We start from the raw sequence: 12,754 nt of genomic DNA on the forward strand, positions 1-12,754 counted from the left end.
GCAGTGATACATTCGGCTTGTGACAATGGGGAACGTAAGGAGACAGTCCATGTTCGAAGGTGTCCCTGACGAAGATGCGTGGCGGAACTGCACCACGCTCGAAGGCGCCTGTGAACTGACAGCACGCTGGCTCGAGGGTTCCCTCAGCTACGTGCCCGGTTACACGGCGCCGCAATACGCAGGCGAGAACGGCCCCATGAGTGAGGCCCTGGCCGCGATCAACCGGCTCGGCTTCCTTACGGATGATTCCCAGCCCGGGATGCTCGTGTCGGGCGGCAGCGGGCAGCGCGCCTTTGTAAGCGGCCGCTGCACCGAACAGTCGGCGGCGATCATTTCGGCTGTTCTGGTTGAAACTGACCTGGTGGTGCTGGTGTTCCCTCCCGGCGAATCAGGCAGCGGTCAGATCTGTGTAACCCTGGAGGGGTCCAGGGAATTCACGTGGCTGGGAAGCTCCGGTGGGCCCTCCTACGCCCACGAGACCTACACGGACTGGATTAACGAAACACTCGCCAAATCGCTGGCCGAGTGCTGGGAACTGCAGATCTTTGATCCCGTCTGGGGCAGGAACTCCAAACTGGTTCCCCTGCTGCAGAAGGCCCTGCTTACCGCGAAGTCCTAAGGCCTGCAGGTGTTGACGGGTTGGCAGCACCCGGCCGGGCGTGCTGCCAACCGTCACCTGTGACCTTTCGACGCTGGTGCGTCAGGGCCGCTACTTAGGGCAGCTGTGGTCGGGGTTGTAGGCCGCGAACATGCCGTCCGGATTGTCCTTCCATACCCAGGCGTGCAGGGCAAACGTGCCCGGGAACGGTCCGTCCTCGAATTTCAGGCCTGCGATCTCCGGCCGCTCCGTGGCCGTTGACATGTACTCGATGGCCACCAGCTTGTAGCGTCCGCGTTCGTTGGGCATGTAGACGAGCACTTCCGGCTTGCGTGCCTGGGTTTTGTCATCCAGCAGGTCCTTCTTCAGGTAATGGAAACCCATGGCCCCGCTGCCGTCTGCCTTCTCCACGCACTCGCTGGCCTTCTCGTAGCCATCCGCGATTGCGTTGTCCAGCCACCGGTAGTCGTCGGTGACGTGCCGCAGCGTCCGCACCAGCTTGCGCTGCTCTGAATTCTTGCGCCAGTCGTCACTCTTGTCCGAGTCGTGGTGCCCTGAGCCTCCGCCCGAGCCCCCGTGGGCGACCGCGGCCCCAGGGGCAAGGCCGACTGCCAGAACGGCAGCGGCGACCATGGAGATCATTCCTGTTTTGGTGCGAGACATCATTTTCTTTCCAACCCTCTGAGACCCGAGATTTGTACTTTCGGTAAGGGACGCGAAGCGTGGGACGAAGATGCCCCGGCTTCGCCAGGATGCCGGCCGGCCCGATGGGCACTGCCGGTGAATGAGCCGCCCGAACGCAGGAAAACATCCATCGATTTGAGCGGCGGTATAAGTATGCTCCTCCAGCCAAAATGTGCGCTAGACGTTCCCGAAAGATAAAGACAGGGGCATTTCGGCCCCTTTTACGCAGACCGGAATGACCGCTAACGGAAAGCCGCGCGGGCACTCCAAAACGAGTACGTCATTTGCCCGGAAACGAGTGGTGGAGTGCGTAAAAGACGAGTACAGACCACTCTGTCTAGAAGAGTTACTGAGCCATAGCGTAAGTGCATGATGAAGGACATTAAGGAAGCGTTCCGCCGCTTCGTGGCGAGGAACATCATTGCTGATGATCCATACCCCGTCCGATCCTGGCTGGACCAGCAGAACATGCCGCCGGAAACGCGGCCCAACTTCACTGTGCCCGTCCAGGATGCCAACGGGTGGCAGCACTAGCCCCACTGTCACAAACCGCTTGACTTGGTTTCCCGGAAACATTGTGCCGTTACCATCGGCGGCATGGGGAAATATGAGAGCGGGCTGACTTCACGGGATTCTCGCCGCGAGCTGCGGAGGCGGCGGATCCGGCCGCTCGCCTACGCGGGCCTGGCGGTGCTGGCCGCCGCAACCGCCGTCGTGGTGGTTCTGGCGCTGGGACGCTGAGTGCGGAATGACATGCGATAAACCGGCATCCGGTTGACAAGATTTGTCGAGTGCTTTACCGGAATTGGACAGATTTGATATCCGGACATTATGGTGATGAACGATCCGCTATGGGGAATCCCACACTTCGTTGCCGGCCGTTCGCTTGAAGAGGCTTCACGCAGGGGCCGACCCTGACTGCACTGACGCATCCTGGAGGTAATTCCATGGCTTTGAATGATTACGTTTTTGCGCTGTGCGTTCTGATGGGAACCCTTGTCATTCCGTTCACCGCTTTGTATCTGATGCTGCGCGTGAGGCGCGGCGCCGCAACGAAGCCCGTTCCCGTGAAGGTCCGCCCGTAATGCCGTACGTAGACATTAACCCGCACCGCTCCGGCCCCAAATGGCGGGGCTACGTGCTGCTTGCCATTCTCCTGGTGCTTACCGCCGCCGTGGTGGCTGCCGCCCTTTTTCGGGGCTAACTATTCCACGCTCTAAAACAAAAACAGCTCCTGCCGGAAGCCATGCTTCCGACAGGAGCTGTTTCGTTGGCTCCGTTCACCATTGGGGAATGAACGTGACCGTGTGCAGGAGGAATGCTAGGCCGTTACCCCTTCAGCTGGCGGCGAAGTGCAGGGGTACGGTGGCGCCCTTGCAGCCGTCCTGGTTGACGCCGTAACGGTCGATCATCCGGAGGGTGACGGTGCCGGTGATGCTGCCGTTGGTGGGGATTTCCGTGGCGGTGAAGGACGGGGTGCCGACTTCGAAGTCGTCCTTGGAGCAGTTGCTGACGGCGGTCCAGGCGGTCCCGTTGGTGCCTGCCACGGCGGCGGTGATGGTGTCTCCGACGCCTGAGGCGGTCCAGTCGGACAGCACACTCAAGCGGCAGTTAAGGAACCGTCAAGAATCCTTCAAGAATTGAGCGGGGTTGTGACGGAAGTGACGGCATAACAGAACGCCGTAGTTCCCCGCTGCCAAACAAAAGGACCCGGCCTTCGGGCGGGCAGGGTGCTCAGCTCCTGCGAGCCCGAAGGGCGGGTCCTAGCGGTTCGGCCGGCCGAAGATGAAGCCGCCTGGGCCATTTAGCAGCCCATCTCCGGCCGGTTGCGATGGTTCCACAGTAGGAGCCGCGGCCGTCGCGGATCGCGAGTATCCGCTACCTGTATTCCCTCCCGGTACCACTCGTATCAGGAGCCACATACGGAGCATTCCTGAACATATTTCGTCAAGATGGCTTTAGCCTCGAGCCGCATTACCCGTAGCTGAAGGTGTTGCTCGATACCGTCGGGAGCCCCGTGCTGCCGGCGTCAAGGGTGCAGTTGGCTCCGTTGCCGTTGAACGACAGGGTGGAGAAGGTCGCCACGCCGGCCACAGCGGAGACGCTCAGGGTGCCCCTCAGGTTGCACAGCGACGACACCGTAACCGTGGCCGTGCTGTTGGTCAGGTTCCCGAAGAAATCCTGGATGCTGACCGTGACAGGCGGGTTGATGATGGTGTTCTTGAGGGGAGCGATCTGGGCGGGCCCGAGGACCAGCTTGGATGCGGCCGCCGCCGACACCATGACGGTTGTGGCCCCTGCGGTCAGCCCGGTCCTGCTCGCCGTGAGGGTGTGCGCCCCGGCTTTGGTATCGCCGTAGAAGAACGACGCCGACGCGGAGTTCGCGGGAATCGTCACCGCCGTGACGGCCGCGCCGCCGGACGCTGCGGCGAAGAGCTTGGTGCCGGTGGAGGTGGAGCCAAGCGTGACGTCAGTGCTGGTGGTGGCGGTCACCGGGTTTCCGTAGGCGTCCTGGCGTTCCACGGTGAACGGCCCCACGGTTGCGGCTGAGGAGGCGGTGCCCGAAGCGGGACCCGTCACCCCCAGCTGAGTGGCGGCCGCGGCTGTAACCGCGAACGGGGTGCTCACGGCGCCGGAGTATCCCGCGCGGGACGCGATCAGGGTATAGCCGGTGCCGGCCTTGTTGATGGACAGGCCCGTGAATGTGGCCTCGCCCCAGATGTTGGTGGTTGCCGTCAGCGTGCCGGAGAGCGTGCCGCCGCCCGGGTTGTTGCCGATGCCGATGGTCACCTGCACTCCGGATGCCAGCAGCTTGATTCCGAAAGCAGTCCGCAGCTCGACAGTGACCGGCTGCAGGGGTGATCCGGCCACGACAGTTGCCCCCGGCTGGACGATGAAGTTGATGGTGTTCATGTTGTCCACGGTGACGTTGCCGCTGGCCAGGCTGACTGCAGTCCAGGAGCGGTGGACGGCGGTGACCACGTAATGGTGCGTCCCCTCGGGAACGGAGCTATCCGTACACCCGGTGCCTGTGATGGGCGCGGCCGGGCTGCTGCCGCAAGCCAGCATCGACGTGGCCCCGGTGACGCGGGTGACGTAGTACCCCGTCGGGGCGGGAGTCCCGGCGGACGCCGTCCACGCCACCGCCACGTTCGAGTTGCTGGTTGCGGGGACCGCCACATTGGTGGGCGGTGCCAGGGTGGCGACTGCCGCCGTCGTGCTTCCCGTTCCGATGGCCGGCCAGTAGGCGGAAGCCGCGGTTGCGCCGAAAAGGGTTGCAACCACCAGAGCGGCGGCAGCCGTGGCACCGCGGCCGAAGATCCGACGAAACAACACCAGCCCCCGCCGAAAGCCGTGGGGGGCTTCGGGGGAGCTGGTGTTGCGCCTGCCGGACATTCGCACCTTCTCGACGTGGGCTCAGGGGGTGGTTGGGGGGTACCACGTTCACCATTGGGGAATGAAGGTGGCGCCGGGACGCGCGAAGGCGTGGAGGCAGTTCCTCTTAGCTTGCCGAGAAGTGCAGGGGTACGGTGGCGGCCTTGCAGCCGTCCTGGTTGACGCCGGGGCGGTCGATCATCTGCAGGGTGACGGTGCCGGTGATGGACGCGCCGGCGGCGATTTCCGTGGGAGTGAAGGACGGGGTGCCCACCGTGAAGTCCGCGGCGGAGCAGCCACCGGCGGCGGTCCAGGCGGCGCCGTTGGTGCCGGCGACGGCGGCGGTGATGTTGGTGAGCTTCTGGACACCGGTGCCCGGGTTGGCGACCGTGAAGGTGAACGTCTGAACGGGGCCGTCGGGTGAGAGTGCGCCGCCGGTGTGGGTGCTGGTGATGGTGAAGTTGGTGGAGGTGCCGGCGGTGGTAGTGGTGTCTCCGACGCCAGCGGCGGTCCAGTAGGCAATAGCCGCTCCGCCGCCGAGGGCCACCAGTGCTGCTGTGGTGATGATGATGCGCTTCTTGCGACCGGCGACCTTGCCCATGAGATTCTCCTTAACCTTGTGCGGCGTATCCGCAAAACCTTCTCGAGGCCTGAGCGCCTCTGTTAGAAAAAGTCTCGGACAGCACGCTCAAGTGGTTGCCAAGGAAGCATCAAGAATCACTCAAGCTTGCACCTGTAACTCCTGTGTCACTCGAGATGGGGGTCGAGCGAGTGCTTGGCGGGTGCCGTTTTTAGGGCTGCAATTTCCCCTGTTCCCGGCTGCCCTGCAAGACGATAATGATGTCAGGTCACCGGAGCTGGGCCGGCGGCGGATGCGCCTGCTGAGACCCAGGCGGACCCCAGCCCGCCGCCGGCCCTTCAAAAATGGTCCGCCCAGCCAGTGGCCGCTCAGTGGACGGGCCGCCCGCTACTACAAGCCGGTGAGTCAGTCCGGCGAGGAACGAATGAGGTGCGGAAATGGGATCCCAGGAAAATATCGACTTGGTCCGGCGCGGGTACGACGCCTTTGGCGCCGGCGACATGGCGACGCTCGGCGAACTATTCAATGACGATGCCGTGTGGCACGTCGGCGGGTCCGGCGCCTTGTCGGGTGACAAGTCGGGCAGGGACGCGATCCTGGCCTATTTCGGCGAACTGGTTTCCCGGTCCGGCGGGACGGTCAAGGTGACCCTTGACGACGTCGTGGGCGGAGACAACCACACTGTCGGGGTACAGCGGAACCACGCCGAGCGGGACGGCAAGGCGATGGATCAGCGGGCCGCGCTCGTCTTCACTATTCGCGACGGCAAGGTGGCCGAAGTCTATGAATTCCTGGAGGACACTGCACGAAACGACGAGTTCTGGTCCTAGGCTTCCGCCCGGGCGATCAGGCCTCCGCCCGGGCCGGCTGGGAGCCCGTGAGGTGCGCGATGTGCTGCTCCAGATGCTGCCGCAGGCCCACCTCGGCATCCCGATCGGGCCGGGGGAGTCCGCGGACCAGTTCCTCGGCGGTCCGCAGCACCGAACGCCCCCGCTGCGTCAGCCGGACGCTCCGGATCCTTCCGTCGCCCGAGGCTCGCTCCTTGGTCACCAGGCCCAGGTCCTTCAGCCGGTCCAGGATCTTGCCGAGGCTTTGGGCGGTGATTCCCAGCTCATCGGCAAGGAAGTTCTGGGTGGCCGGTCCCAGCTCCTCCACGCAATCCAGTGCATCGAAGGACGACTTGGTAAGGCCCAAGCCAACCAGGCACCGGTTGATCCGGCGCTCGTCCAAACGGGCCGCCGTGGACAATAAGCGGTGGGTTGACCATCCTGCCGGTCTGTTCTGATGGGCCGAGACCATGCTGTATACGCCTGCCTTCCGAGAAACCGTTGCCGGGACACGGTGGGGGATTTCCTACCTGGAAAAGGGCAAGGCCGCCCCGCCTGACGGCGGAACGGCCTTCCCTGAGTTCATCTGCCTACGCCTGCTGGACGTTGTCCTTGGCGTCCGCGGCGCGGTATTTCACGTCGTCGACGGCGGTCTGGCCTTCGGCCTTGACGTGGTCGGTGGCTTCCGCGGCGGTGGCCTTGACGTTTTCCATGGCGTCCTGCGCGGGTGCCTTCAGCCCTTCGGCCATGTCCTTGGCGGCTTCGGTCAGCTCGGTGGTGAGCGGTTCGGCCTTGACCTTGAGGGCTTCGGCGGCTTCGCGTTCCTTTTCACTGGCGGGAATCAGCGAGGAGAGCAGCATGCCGGCGCCGAACGCGATCAGTCCGGCGGCGAGCGGGTTGCCCTGGGTTTTGGCCTTGACCTGGTGCGGTGCCTCACCGATGGCGGCGCCGGCGTCGGAGAGACGCGTGCCGACGCCGGTGTCTGCTCCGGCGGGGCCGGCGTGGGCCGCTGAGTGGACCCGGTCGGTGGTGTGTTCAGCTGCTCCCATGACTTTCTCCTTTACGCCGAACACGGCGTCCTTGACGGATTCTTTGACCTTGTCACTTTGCCGGTGAACGATGTTGGACGGGGTGACTTTGTCTGCCACGGCGTCGACGTTGGTGCCGAGCCGTGCACGGGTTGCTTCGATGTCGGCGCGGATGGCGTCCGGGTTTTCAGTCATCGTGTCTGCCTTGCTCTAGTGGCTGGGTTTGAGGGTGGGCGGGATTTCCTGGAGCGTCTCGGTGGTCTGGGGCATGCCCTTGATCGCGTTGAGCTGCTTGCGGCCCAGGGCGGCCAGCACGGCGGCGACGATGCCCCAGATCACGGCGAGGACGACGGCGGACCAGCCCAGTCCCATCACTGTTCCCAGCGCCCACCAGAGCGCCAGGGACAGGAACAGGAGCACGAAGTGGCCGGCCACGCCGGCGCCGGCGAGCATGCCGCTGCCCTTTCCGGCCCGGCTGGCCGACTGCTTCAGTTCGGCCTTGGCCAGTTCCACTTCCTGGCGCATCAGCGTGGAGAGGTCACGGGTGACGTCCCCGAGCAGGTCACCGAGGGAAGTCGTGTCCGCCTTCGCGTGCGCCTCCGTGGGGGGTGTATCCGGAAACTGGCTGCTCATCCGTGGCGCCCTTCGCCGGTACGGGACGCATCGCCGTCGTACGTGGGCAGGCCGTCCCGCAGGGAACCGTCGGCGGAGGTTCCGCCCGGGAGGTTCTGTGTGGAGACCGGGCCGGCCGTGCCGGGCAGGGCGGGCTCGTCGAAGAACGGGGCTCCCGCGCCGGCCGCGTAGACCGTCTCCTGGGCCCCGAGGTTTTGGGCGCCGGGCTGGGCGCCGAGGGGAGGCTGCTGCTGCGCTGACGTCCGGGCAGCGGCGCCGGCGCTGGAGGCGCTGGAGGCGCCGCCGGCAGGTGCGCCTGCGGCCAGGCTCTTGGTCAGCCGGCCTGCGAGGATGCCCGCTCCGGCGGCAAGAAGGAGGAAGGTGCCCGGGCGGTTCCGGGCGAAGGTCTTGGCCTCGTTGAGCAGGGAACCGGGGTCCCGGGCCTCCAGCCACGATGCCACGGAGGCCGAGCGGTCGGCTGCCTGGCGGATCAGGTCCGTGGCCACGCCGGGCTGCTCGGAGGACTGGGCCATGGTGCGGAGTTCGCCGGAAATGGCGTGGAACCCCTGGGCTACCTTCTGCTGCTGGGTGCCGGCCTGGTCAGTGAGGTCTGACTTGGCCTGGTGCAGGAGGTCCCGGGCGTTGGTCTTCACCTCGGCGGCGACGTTGGCGGCCTCAGCCTTGGCGGTTTCGCTCACGTGTTGCGCGGACCCGGCGGCCTGGTGGGCGACGTCTGCGGCCTCGGCCTTCGCCGCGTCAGTCTTTGAGGCGTCAGTGCTTGATTGCGCCGTCTTTGAGGGCGAGCCGTAAGTGTCGGTGGTCTGGTACGTGGCCGGGGAACCCGAAAGGCTTCCGTCCTGTGGCCATTGGTTCTGTGTCATCTTTGCTCTCTTTCCACGGAGGTCAGTTGCTGATCATGAACCAGCTGTACTGGCTTCCCAATACTAAGCATGATTACTAATAAATGGTAAGTACCCTTGCCATTTCGCGGTTGGATTTGTTGTCGCCCTGCCGGGCGGCGCGTCCAGCGGTGCCCTTGGCCGCGCCGGGCTGCGCTGCCGAGCGGTGCGGAGGTATCATAAGCATACTTAGTATATTGGTTTCGCGGTTCCGCGGCTTTCCCGGTTTCAATCCTCAACCTGAAAGGAACAGATCCTGCTTCTCTTCGGAATTAAGACGGCCGTCAAGGCCCTGCCCGGCAGGCTCTCAACATGCCGATACTGTGGATCCACTGTCCAGCACTACCTCGAGGAGCGGACCTCCAAGTTCACGGTGTTCTTCATCCCGCTCATCACCCTGTCCCGGAAGTACCGGATCACCTGTTCCAACTGCGGGCAGCAGTCCTCGCTGTCGCGCGGGGGATTGCGGGCGCTGTCGCGGTAGGGGCGCAGGTATGGTGTCCGACACGCGAAAACCGGCCTGCTGACCAGCCCCCAAGGCTGGTCGGCAGACCGGTTTTTATGGTTAATGCTCGCGCGGGTTCGGGGTCGGGAATGTTCCGCTAAACCAACGCCGGGTACGTGGCCAGGATGTAGTCGGCGGCGGCCGGCCCGGTCATGCGCAGGCCGCTGTCCGAAGACCGGATGCGGTGGTCCTTCATTGCGGACCAGAAGGCGGCGCCGGGTGCCGGAGTGGACTGGTTGAGTATGCACCAGCTGGTGTACAGCCCGTACAGCTGGTCCTTCCTCAGGGACGAATCGCCGTCCTGGTCCGGGGCGGTGGCTTCGTTCAGGAAGCGGTCAAAATGTGAAACGGCCATGTCTGGTTCTTTTCCATGCTGTGCATCATGTGCCGCCATTTGGCTACAGCAGCTACGCTCCGGTTCCGCGCACAAAGGCCCCAAGCGGTCCATGCCCTGATCCAAGCGGCATGGGATGTGTCCAGGAGATTTTTGTGTCTCCGTGAGTACATCTACACCGTAGACTCTAGGCGTAGACTACGGGTTAAGCAATAGTGAACAGCCGGATGCAAACGCCTTACGGCCATTCCTCAGTAAAGGACAGCAGACGATGACAGCCCCGCAGGACTCGGCTCCCCGACAACGGCTGAACCGTGAAATCGTCCTCCAAGCGGCACTTGAGCTGGTGGATGCCGAAGGCCTTGAAGCGCTCAGTATGCGGCGGCTGGGCCAGGCCTTGGACCGCGACCCCATGGGCCTGTACCGCTATGCGGCCAACCGTGCGGATCTGCTGGACGGGATTACCGAACTGGTCCTCAACGAGCTGGCCATCTTCCCGCAGGACCCCGATTGGCAGAGCCAGCTGCGCAGGATCGCCCACGACCTGCGGCTCCTGGCCCTCCGGCATCCCAACGTTGTTCCACTACTGGTGACTCGGCCCCTGTCCACCCCGCTGGGACTGCGGCCGCTGGGGACGCTGCGCCCGCTGGAGCAGATTCTGGGCCTGCTCATTGAGGCAGGGTTTGCGCCCAACGATGCCCTGCACGTCTACCGTGCCTACTACGGCTTCCTGTACGGCCACATCCTGAATGAACTGCAGGAGTTCATTGTGGACCCGGACGAGAACGTGGCGCTGCTCCGGCTGGGCCTGCACAGGCTCCCGGCCCGTGAGTTCCCGCACCTCCGTGAGTTGGCGCCGGTACTGGCGGATTACAACGGCGACGCGGAGCTGGACCAGGGAATCAGCATCCTTCTGTCCGGGCTTGCCGAGCGGCTGACAGGACGGGCAGTCCCGCCGGAATTGTAGCCGCCGGGATCAGGCGGGATCGAAGTGCGTACGGACCTCGCCGCCAGCCAGGTTGCTGAGCATCTCTTCCGCCACCACGCGGAGCTTCTGGTTACGGTTGCTGGACACCTTGGTGAGGATGGCCATCGCCTCGGCCTGGGAGCACCGGTTCTGGCCCATGATCACGCCGCAAGCCAAGTCAATGGACGTCCTGCTTTCCATCGCGGCGGTCAGATCCTCCGCCAGCGACTGGGCCGAGCCCAGCCGGACCGCCAGCTTCACGGCACCTTCGGCGATGTCGGCAAACTCGCAGGCCTCCTGAATGATGCCCGGCGTGAAAATCCCGGTGGAAGTGGCGAAAAAGTTCAGGGCGGCGGCCGCGTCCTCGCCTATTTCCAGGGGCACGCCCAGTGTGCTCCGGCACCCCTCGGCGGCCAAAGCTTCCCGATAGGCCGGCCACCGGGGTTCGGTCTCGACGTTGCCCAGCAGCACGGGCTCCTTGATTCGCAGCGCGTCGATGCAGGGGCCCTCCCCGATGCTCTGTTCAATCTCGTCCAAGTGGACCGCGCGCGGGCTGCTCCCGGCGACGGTGAACGTCCGTCTCCTGCGCTTCAGGGTCACGCCGCATTCGATGTTGCTGGAGGTCTCACGGCTCAGCGCCTCTGCAGCCATGATGGACAGCCGCTCGAGGAAATCGGCGACATTCTGCGTGCCAATAATGTGGTCCTGAAGTTCCAGGACGCGTTCGTGCTCGGAGGAGTTGGCCATGCCTCAATCTAAGACGCACTGCTGCGCGGAGCAACTGTGCGCGGGATCTCTTTCTTCCTGAGCGTGGCTGATTTTCCTCCCGAAGCACCTAGAATTGCTGTTTGACCCACGCCGTAAAGAGCTGCTGCAAGAATTGCCCAAAGTCCTGGGGGGACAAACATGCCCGAACCGGCCGATAAGAACTCACGAGCCACTGCAAAAAATGCAGGGCAGTCCCAGACGCGCCGCCGCCGCGACCTCCGTCGCCCGGCCGGTTCATCTCCGGATGCCCGGACAGGAACCATGCCCGCCGCTGCAACTCCCAACAACAGCCGCACCGCTCCCACCCGGCGAAGCTCCTGGGCCGAAGCGGCCGCCGTCGCCGACGCACAGGCGGACGTAGAGACCAGTCCCGAGGCTGATGCCGCAGTGCCGTCCCCGGTGCCCGCGTCCGTGCCCGCGCTCCCCACCTCAGAGCCTGCCAACTCCCGCCGGGCTGTGCCCGCGGAACCCGGCACGCCGCCGTCGGCCGCTACCGTCCCGGCGGCTCCTACGGCCGCGCCACAGCGCGGAGCCTCGCGACAGGCCGCCAAACTGGCGGTAGCGGACGCGCCGGTCTCCGACTTCATCACCACTCCCGGTTCCTTTGTCCGCGAGCAGAAGCCGCGGCCCCGCGGTGGCTTCCGCGGTGCCCTGTTTGCCATGACCGGCGGAGCCATCAACCTGGGTCCCGGACCGCGCCAGCGCGAAGAGGACGAACTCGGCCGGCGGATCTCCCGTCAGCTGCAGGGCAGCTACAACACCGCCGTCCTGAGCCTCAAGGGCGGCATCGGCAAGACCTCCACCACGGTGGGTGTAGGCCTGACCCTCGCCGAATTCCGCGGCGATGCCCCGTGCGCCATTGACGCCAACCCGGACTCCGGCGACCTCGTGGAGCGCGCCCTGGGCGAGGGCATCTACCAGCAGGCCAGCCCGCGCACCATCACGGACCTGCTCAAGAACATCGACTCGGTCGATTCCCTCACGGCGCTGGCCCGATACATGCACCACGCGGGGCGCCTGCACCTGATCGCGGGGGAGCAGGACCCTGAGGTGTCCGACTCGCTCACGGCCGCGGAATACCTCCGGATCCGCAAGCTCATTTCGGGTTACTACTCCGTGGCCCTGACCGACTGCGGCACCGGCGTCACGCACAACGCCATGAGCGGCATCCTGCAGTCGGCCGACAACCTGGTGATCGCCGCCGGGTACGCGGTGAGCGGCGCCAAGCGTGCCCGGAGCACCCTGCAGTGGCTCGCCAGCCACGGGTACGAGGACCTGGCCCGCAACGCCATCGTGGTGATCACGGACAAGGACGAGGTCTCCTCCCGCGTGGACAAGGACGCCATCGAGGAACACCTCTCCGGCATCTGCCGGCAGCTGATCGCCGTTCCGCACGACCGAGGAGTGGCCGACGGCGACCTGGTCACCCTCGAGGTGCTGCGACCGGAAACCCGCCGTGCCTACAAGGAGATCGCGGCCGCGATTGTGGACGGGTACGTCTAGGCGCTTCCCCTTCCGATGTGCCCTGCCCAACTAGGTCGCAGTTAATGTCGTTATGAGCGCTCATAACGGCATCA

The 12,754-nt window shown here is 64.9% G+C and carries 18 protein-coding genes; 8 read left to right on the forward strand and 10 right to left on the reverse strand.

Annotated features, from left to right (window positions below; genetic code table 11):
- Positions 1-49: 49 nt before the first annotated feature.
- A complete protein-coding gene (locus J2805_RS03940; protein WP_309969532.1) occupies positions 50-619 on the forward strand; it encodes a DUF6919 domain-containing protein in 570 nt (189 codons plus the stop codon).
- 90 nt (positions 620-709) lie between these two features.
- On the opposite strand, the gene J2805_RS03945 is transcribed toward J2805_RS03940, so the two are convergent.
- The gene (locus J2805_RS03945) at positions 710-1,264 is read right to left on the reverse strand and encodes a hypothetical protein (protein ID WP_309969536.1); all 555 of its coding nucleotides are present in this window, start codon (positions 1,262-1,264) and stop codon (positions 710-712) included.
- A gap of 387 nt (positions 1,265-1,651) precedes the next feature.
- Here J2805_RS03945 and J2805_RS03950 point away from each other — a divergent pair, with 387 nt between their 5' ends.
- From J2805_RS03950 to J2805_RS03960, 3 genes are all read left to right on the forward strand, one after another.
- Entirely contained in the window at positions 1,652-1,816 is a 165-nt protein-coding gene (locus J2805_RS03950; RefSeq protein WP_309969538.1) for a hypothetical protein, read from the forward strand.
- 63 nt (positions 1,817-1,879) lie between these two features.
- Positions 1,880-2,023, forward strand: coding sequence for a hypothetical protein (locus tag J2805_RS03955; RefSeq protein WP_309969541.1), 144 nt, complete (start codon positions 1,880-1,882; stop codon positions 2,021-2,023).
- A gap of 206 nt (positions 2,024-2,229) precedes the next feature.
- A complete protein-coding gene (locus tag J2805_RS03960; RefSeq protein WP_309969544.1) occupies positions 2,230-2,367 on the forward strand; it encodes a hypothetical protein in 138 nt (45 codons plus the stop codon).
- 252 nt (positions 2,368-2,619) lie between these two features.
- Here the strand turns inward: J2805_RS03960 and J2805_RS03965 are convergent, their stop codons facing one another.
- The 3 genes from J2805_RS03965 to J2805_RS03975 all read right to left on the reverse strand — a co-directional run bounded on the left by J2805_RS03965 (position 2,620) and on the right by J2805_RS03975 (position 5,258).
- The gene (locus tag J2805_RS03965) at positions 2,620-2,886 is read right to left on the reverse strand and encodes a hypothetical protein (RefSeq protein WP_309969548.1); all 267 of its coding nucleotides are present in this window, start codon (positions 2,884-2,886) and stop codon (positions 2,620-2,622) included.
- 370 nt (positions 2,887-3,256) lie between these two features.
- Entirely contained in the window at positions 3,257-4,678 is a 1,422-nt protein-coding gene (locus tag J2805_RS03970) for a hypothetical protein (RefSeq protein WP_309969551.1), read from the reverse strand.
- A 106-nt stretch (positions 4,679-4,784) separates the two neighbouring features.
- Positions 4,785-5,258 carry a hypothetical protein gene (locus J2805_RS03975; RefSeq protein WP_309969554.1) on the reverse strand — a complete coding sequence of 158 codons (474 nt, stop codon included), beginning with the start codon at positions 5,256-5,258 and terminating at the stop codon, positions 4,785-4,787.
- Positions 5,259-5,674: 416 nt separating this feature from the next.
- Here J2805_RS03975 and J2805_RS03980 point away from each other — a divergent pair, with 416 nt between their 5' ends.
- Positions 5,675-6,067 (forward strand): nuclear transport factor 2 family protein, encoded by a 393-nt coding sequence (locus J2805_RS03980; RefSeq protein ID WP_309969557.1) that lies wholly within the window; start codon positions 5,675-5,677, stop codon positions 6,065-6,067.
- Positions 6,068-6,083: 16 nt separating this feature from the next.
- On the opposite strand, the gene J2805_RS03985 is transcribed toward J2805_RS03980, so the two are convergent.
- The 4 genes from J2805_RS03985 to J2805_RS04000 form a co-directional block, all read right to left on the reverse strand.
- The gene (locus J2805_RS03985; protein ID WP_309969560.1) at positions 6,084-6,467 is read right to left on the reverse strand and encodes a MarR family winged helix-turn-helix transcriptional regulator; all 384 of its coding nucleotides are present in this window, start codon (positions 6,465-6,467) and stop codon (positions 6,084-6,086) included.
- A 187-nt stretch (positions 6,468-6,654) separates the two neighbouring features.
- Positions 6,655-7,287, reverse strand: coding sequence for a DUF3618 domain-containing protein (locus J2805_RS03990; protein WP_309968941.1), 633 nt, complete (start codon positions 7,285-7,287; stop codon positions 6,655-6,657).
- Between the two features lie 15 nt (positions 7,288-7,302).
- Positions 7,303-7,725 (reverse strand): phage holin family protein, encoded by a 423-nt coding sequence (locus J2805_RS03995; RefSeq protein WP_309968944.1) that lies wholly within the window; start codon positions 7,723-7,725, stop codon positions 7,303-7,305.
- Positions 7,722-8,585, reverse strand: a complete 864-nt coding sequence (locus J2805_RS04000) for a hypothetical protein (protein WP_309969565.1) — start codon at positions 8,583-8,585, stop codon at positions 7,722-7,724. The genes J2805_RS03995 and J2805_RS04000 overlap by 4 nt, the downstream gene beginning before the upstream one ends.
- 310 nt (positions 8,586-8,895) lie before the next feature.
- On the opposite strand from J2805_RS04000, the gene J2805_RS04005 reads away from it, so the two are divergent.
- Positions 8,896-9,087 (forward strand): zinc-ribbon domain-containing protein, encoded by a 192-nt coding sequence (locus J2805_RS04005; protein WP_309970552.1) that lies wholly within the window; start codon positions 8,896-8,898, stop codon positions 9,085-9,087.
- Positions 9,088-9,205: 118 nt separating this feature from the next.
- Here J2805_RS04005 and J2805_RS04010 read toward each other — a convergent pair whose 3' ends face one another.
- A complete protein-coding gene (locus J2805_RS04010; RefSeq protein ID WP_309969568.1) occupies positions 9,206-9,463 on the reverse strand; it encodes a hypothetical protein in 258 nt (85 codons plus the stop codon).
- 250 nt (positions 9,464-9,713) lie between these two features.
- Between J2805_RS04010 and J2805_RS04015 the strand changes: the two genes are divergently transcribed.
- Entirely contained in the window at positions 9,714-10,409 is a 696-nt protein-coding gene (locus tag J2805_RS04015; protein ID WP_309969570.1) for a TetR/AcrR family transcriptional regulator C-terminal domain-containing protein, read from the forward strand.
- 9 nt (positions 10,410-10,418) lie between these two features.
- Here the strand turns inward: J2805_RS04015 and J2805_RS04020 are convergent, their stop codons facing one another.
- A complete protein-coding gene (locus tag J2805_RS04020) occupies positions 10,419-11,156 on the reverse strand; it encodes a GAF and ANTAR domain-containing protein (protein ID WP_309969573.1) in 738 nt (245 codons plus the stop codon).
- A 159-nt stretch (positions 11,157-11,315) separates the two neighbouring features.
- Between J2805_RS04020 and J2805_RS04025 the strand changes: the two genes are divergently transcribed.
- Positions 11,316-12,680, forward strand: a complete 1,365-nt coding sequence (locus J2805_RS04025; RefSeq protein WP_309969576.1) for a MinD/ParA family ATP-binding protein — start codon at positions 11,316-11,318, stop codon at positions 12,678-12,680.
- The last annotated feature ends 74 nt before the right edge of the window (positions 12,681-12,754 follow it).

Origin of the sequence: Arthrobacter oryzae (assembly GCF_031454875.1) — a bacterium.
GTDB lineage: Bacteria > Actinomycetota > Actinomycetes > Actinomycetales > Micrococcaceae > Arthrobacter > Arthrobacter oryzae_D.

Excerpts from the sequence above, each read along its gene's own strand:
- J2805_RS03940 (WP_309969532.1), top strand. The coding sequence starts at position 50 with ATGTTCGAAGGTGTCCCTGACGAAGATGCGTGGCGGAACTGCACCACG.
- J2805_RS03945 (WP_309969536.1), bottom strand. The coding sequence starts at position 1,264 with ATGATGTCTCGCACCAAAACAGGAATGATCTCCATGGTCGCCGCTGCC.
- J2805_RS03950 (WP_309969538.1), top strand. The coding sequence starts at position 1,652 with ATGATGAAGGACATTAAGGAAGCGTTCCGCCGCTTCGTGGCGAGGAAC.
- J2805_RS03955 (WP_309969541.1), top strand. The coding sequence starts at position 1,880 with ATGGGGAAATATGAGAGCGGGCTGACTTCACGGGATTCTCGCCGCGAG.
- J2805_RS03960 (WP_309969544.1), top strand. The coding sequence starts at position 2,230 with ATGGCTTTGAATGATTACGTTTTTGCGCTGTGCGTTCTGATGGGAACC.
- J2805_RS03970 (WP_309969551.1), bottom strand. The coding sequence starts at position 4,678 with ATGTCCGGCAGGCGCAACACCAGCTCCCCCGAAGCCCCCCACGGCTTT.
- J2805_RS03975 (WP_309969554.1), bottom strand. The coding sequence starts at position 5,258 with ATGGGCAAGGTCGCCGGTCGCAAGAAGCGCATCATCATCACCACAGCA.
- J2805_RS03980 (WP_309969557.1), top strand. The coding sequence starts at position 5,675 with ATGGGATCCCAGGAAAATATCGACTTGGTCCGGCGCGGGTACGACGCC.
- J2805_RS03990 (WP_309968941.1), bottom strand. The coding sequence starts at position 7,287 with ATGACTGAAAACCCGGACGCCATCCGCGCCGACATCGAAGCAACCCGT.
- J2805_RS03995 (WP_309968944.1), bottom strand. The coding sequence starts at position 7,725 with ATGAGCAGCCAGTTTCCGGATACACCCCCCACGGAGGCGCACGCGAAG.
- J2805_RS04000 (WP_309969565.1), bottom strand. The coding sequence starts at position 8,585 with ATGACACAGAACCAATGGCCACAGGACGGAAGCCTTTCGGGTTCCCCG.
- J2805_RS04010 (WP_309969568.1), bottom strand. The coding sequence starts at position 9,463 with ATGGCCGTTTCACATTTTGACCGCTTCCTGAACGAAGCCACCGCCCCG.
- J2805_RS04015 (WP_309969570.1), top strand. The coding sequence starts at position 9,714 with ATGACAGCCCCGCAGGACTCGGCTCCCCGACAACGGCTGAACCGTGAA.
- J2805_RS04020 (WP_309969573.1), bottom strand. The coding sequence starts at position 11,156 with ATGGCCAACTCCTCCGAGCACGAACGCGTCCTGGAACTTCAGGACCAC.
- J2805_RS04025 (WP_309969576.1), top strand. The coding sequence starts at position 11,316 with ATGCCCGAACCGGCCGATAAGAACTCACGAGCCACTGCAAAAAATGCA.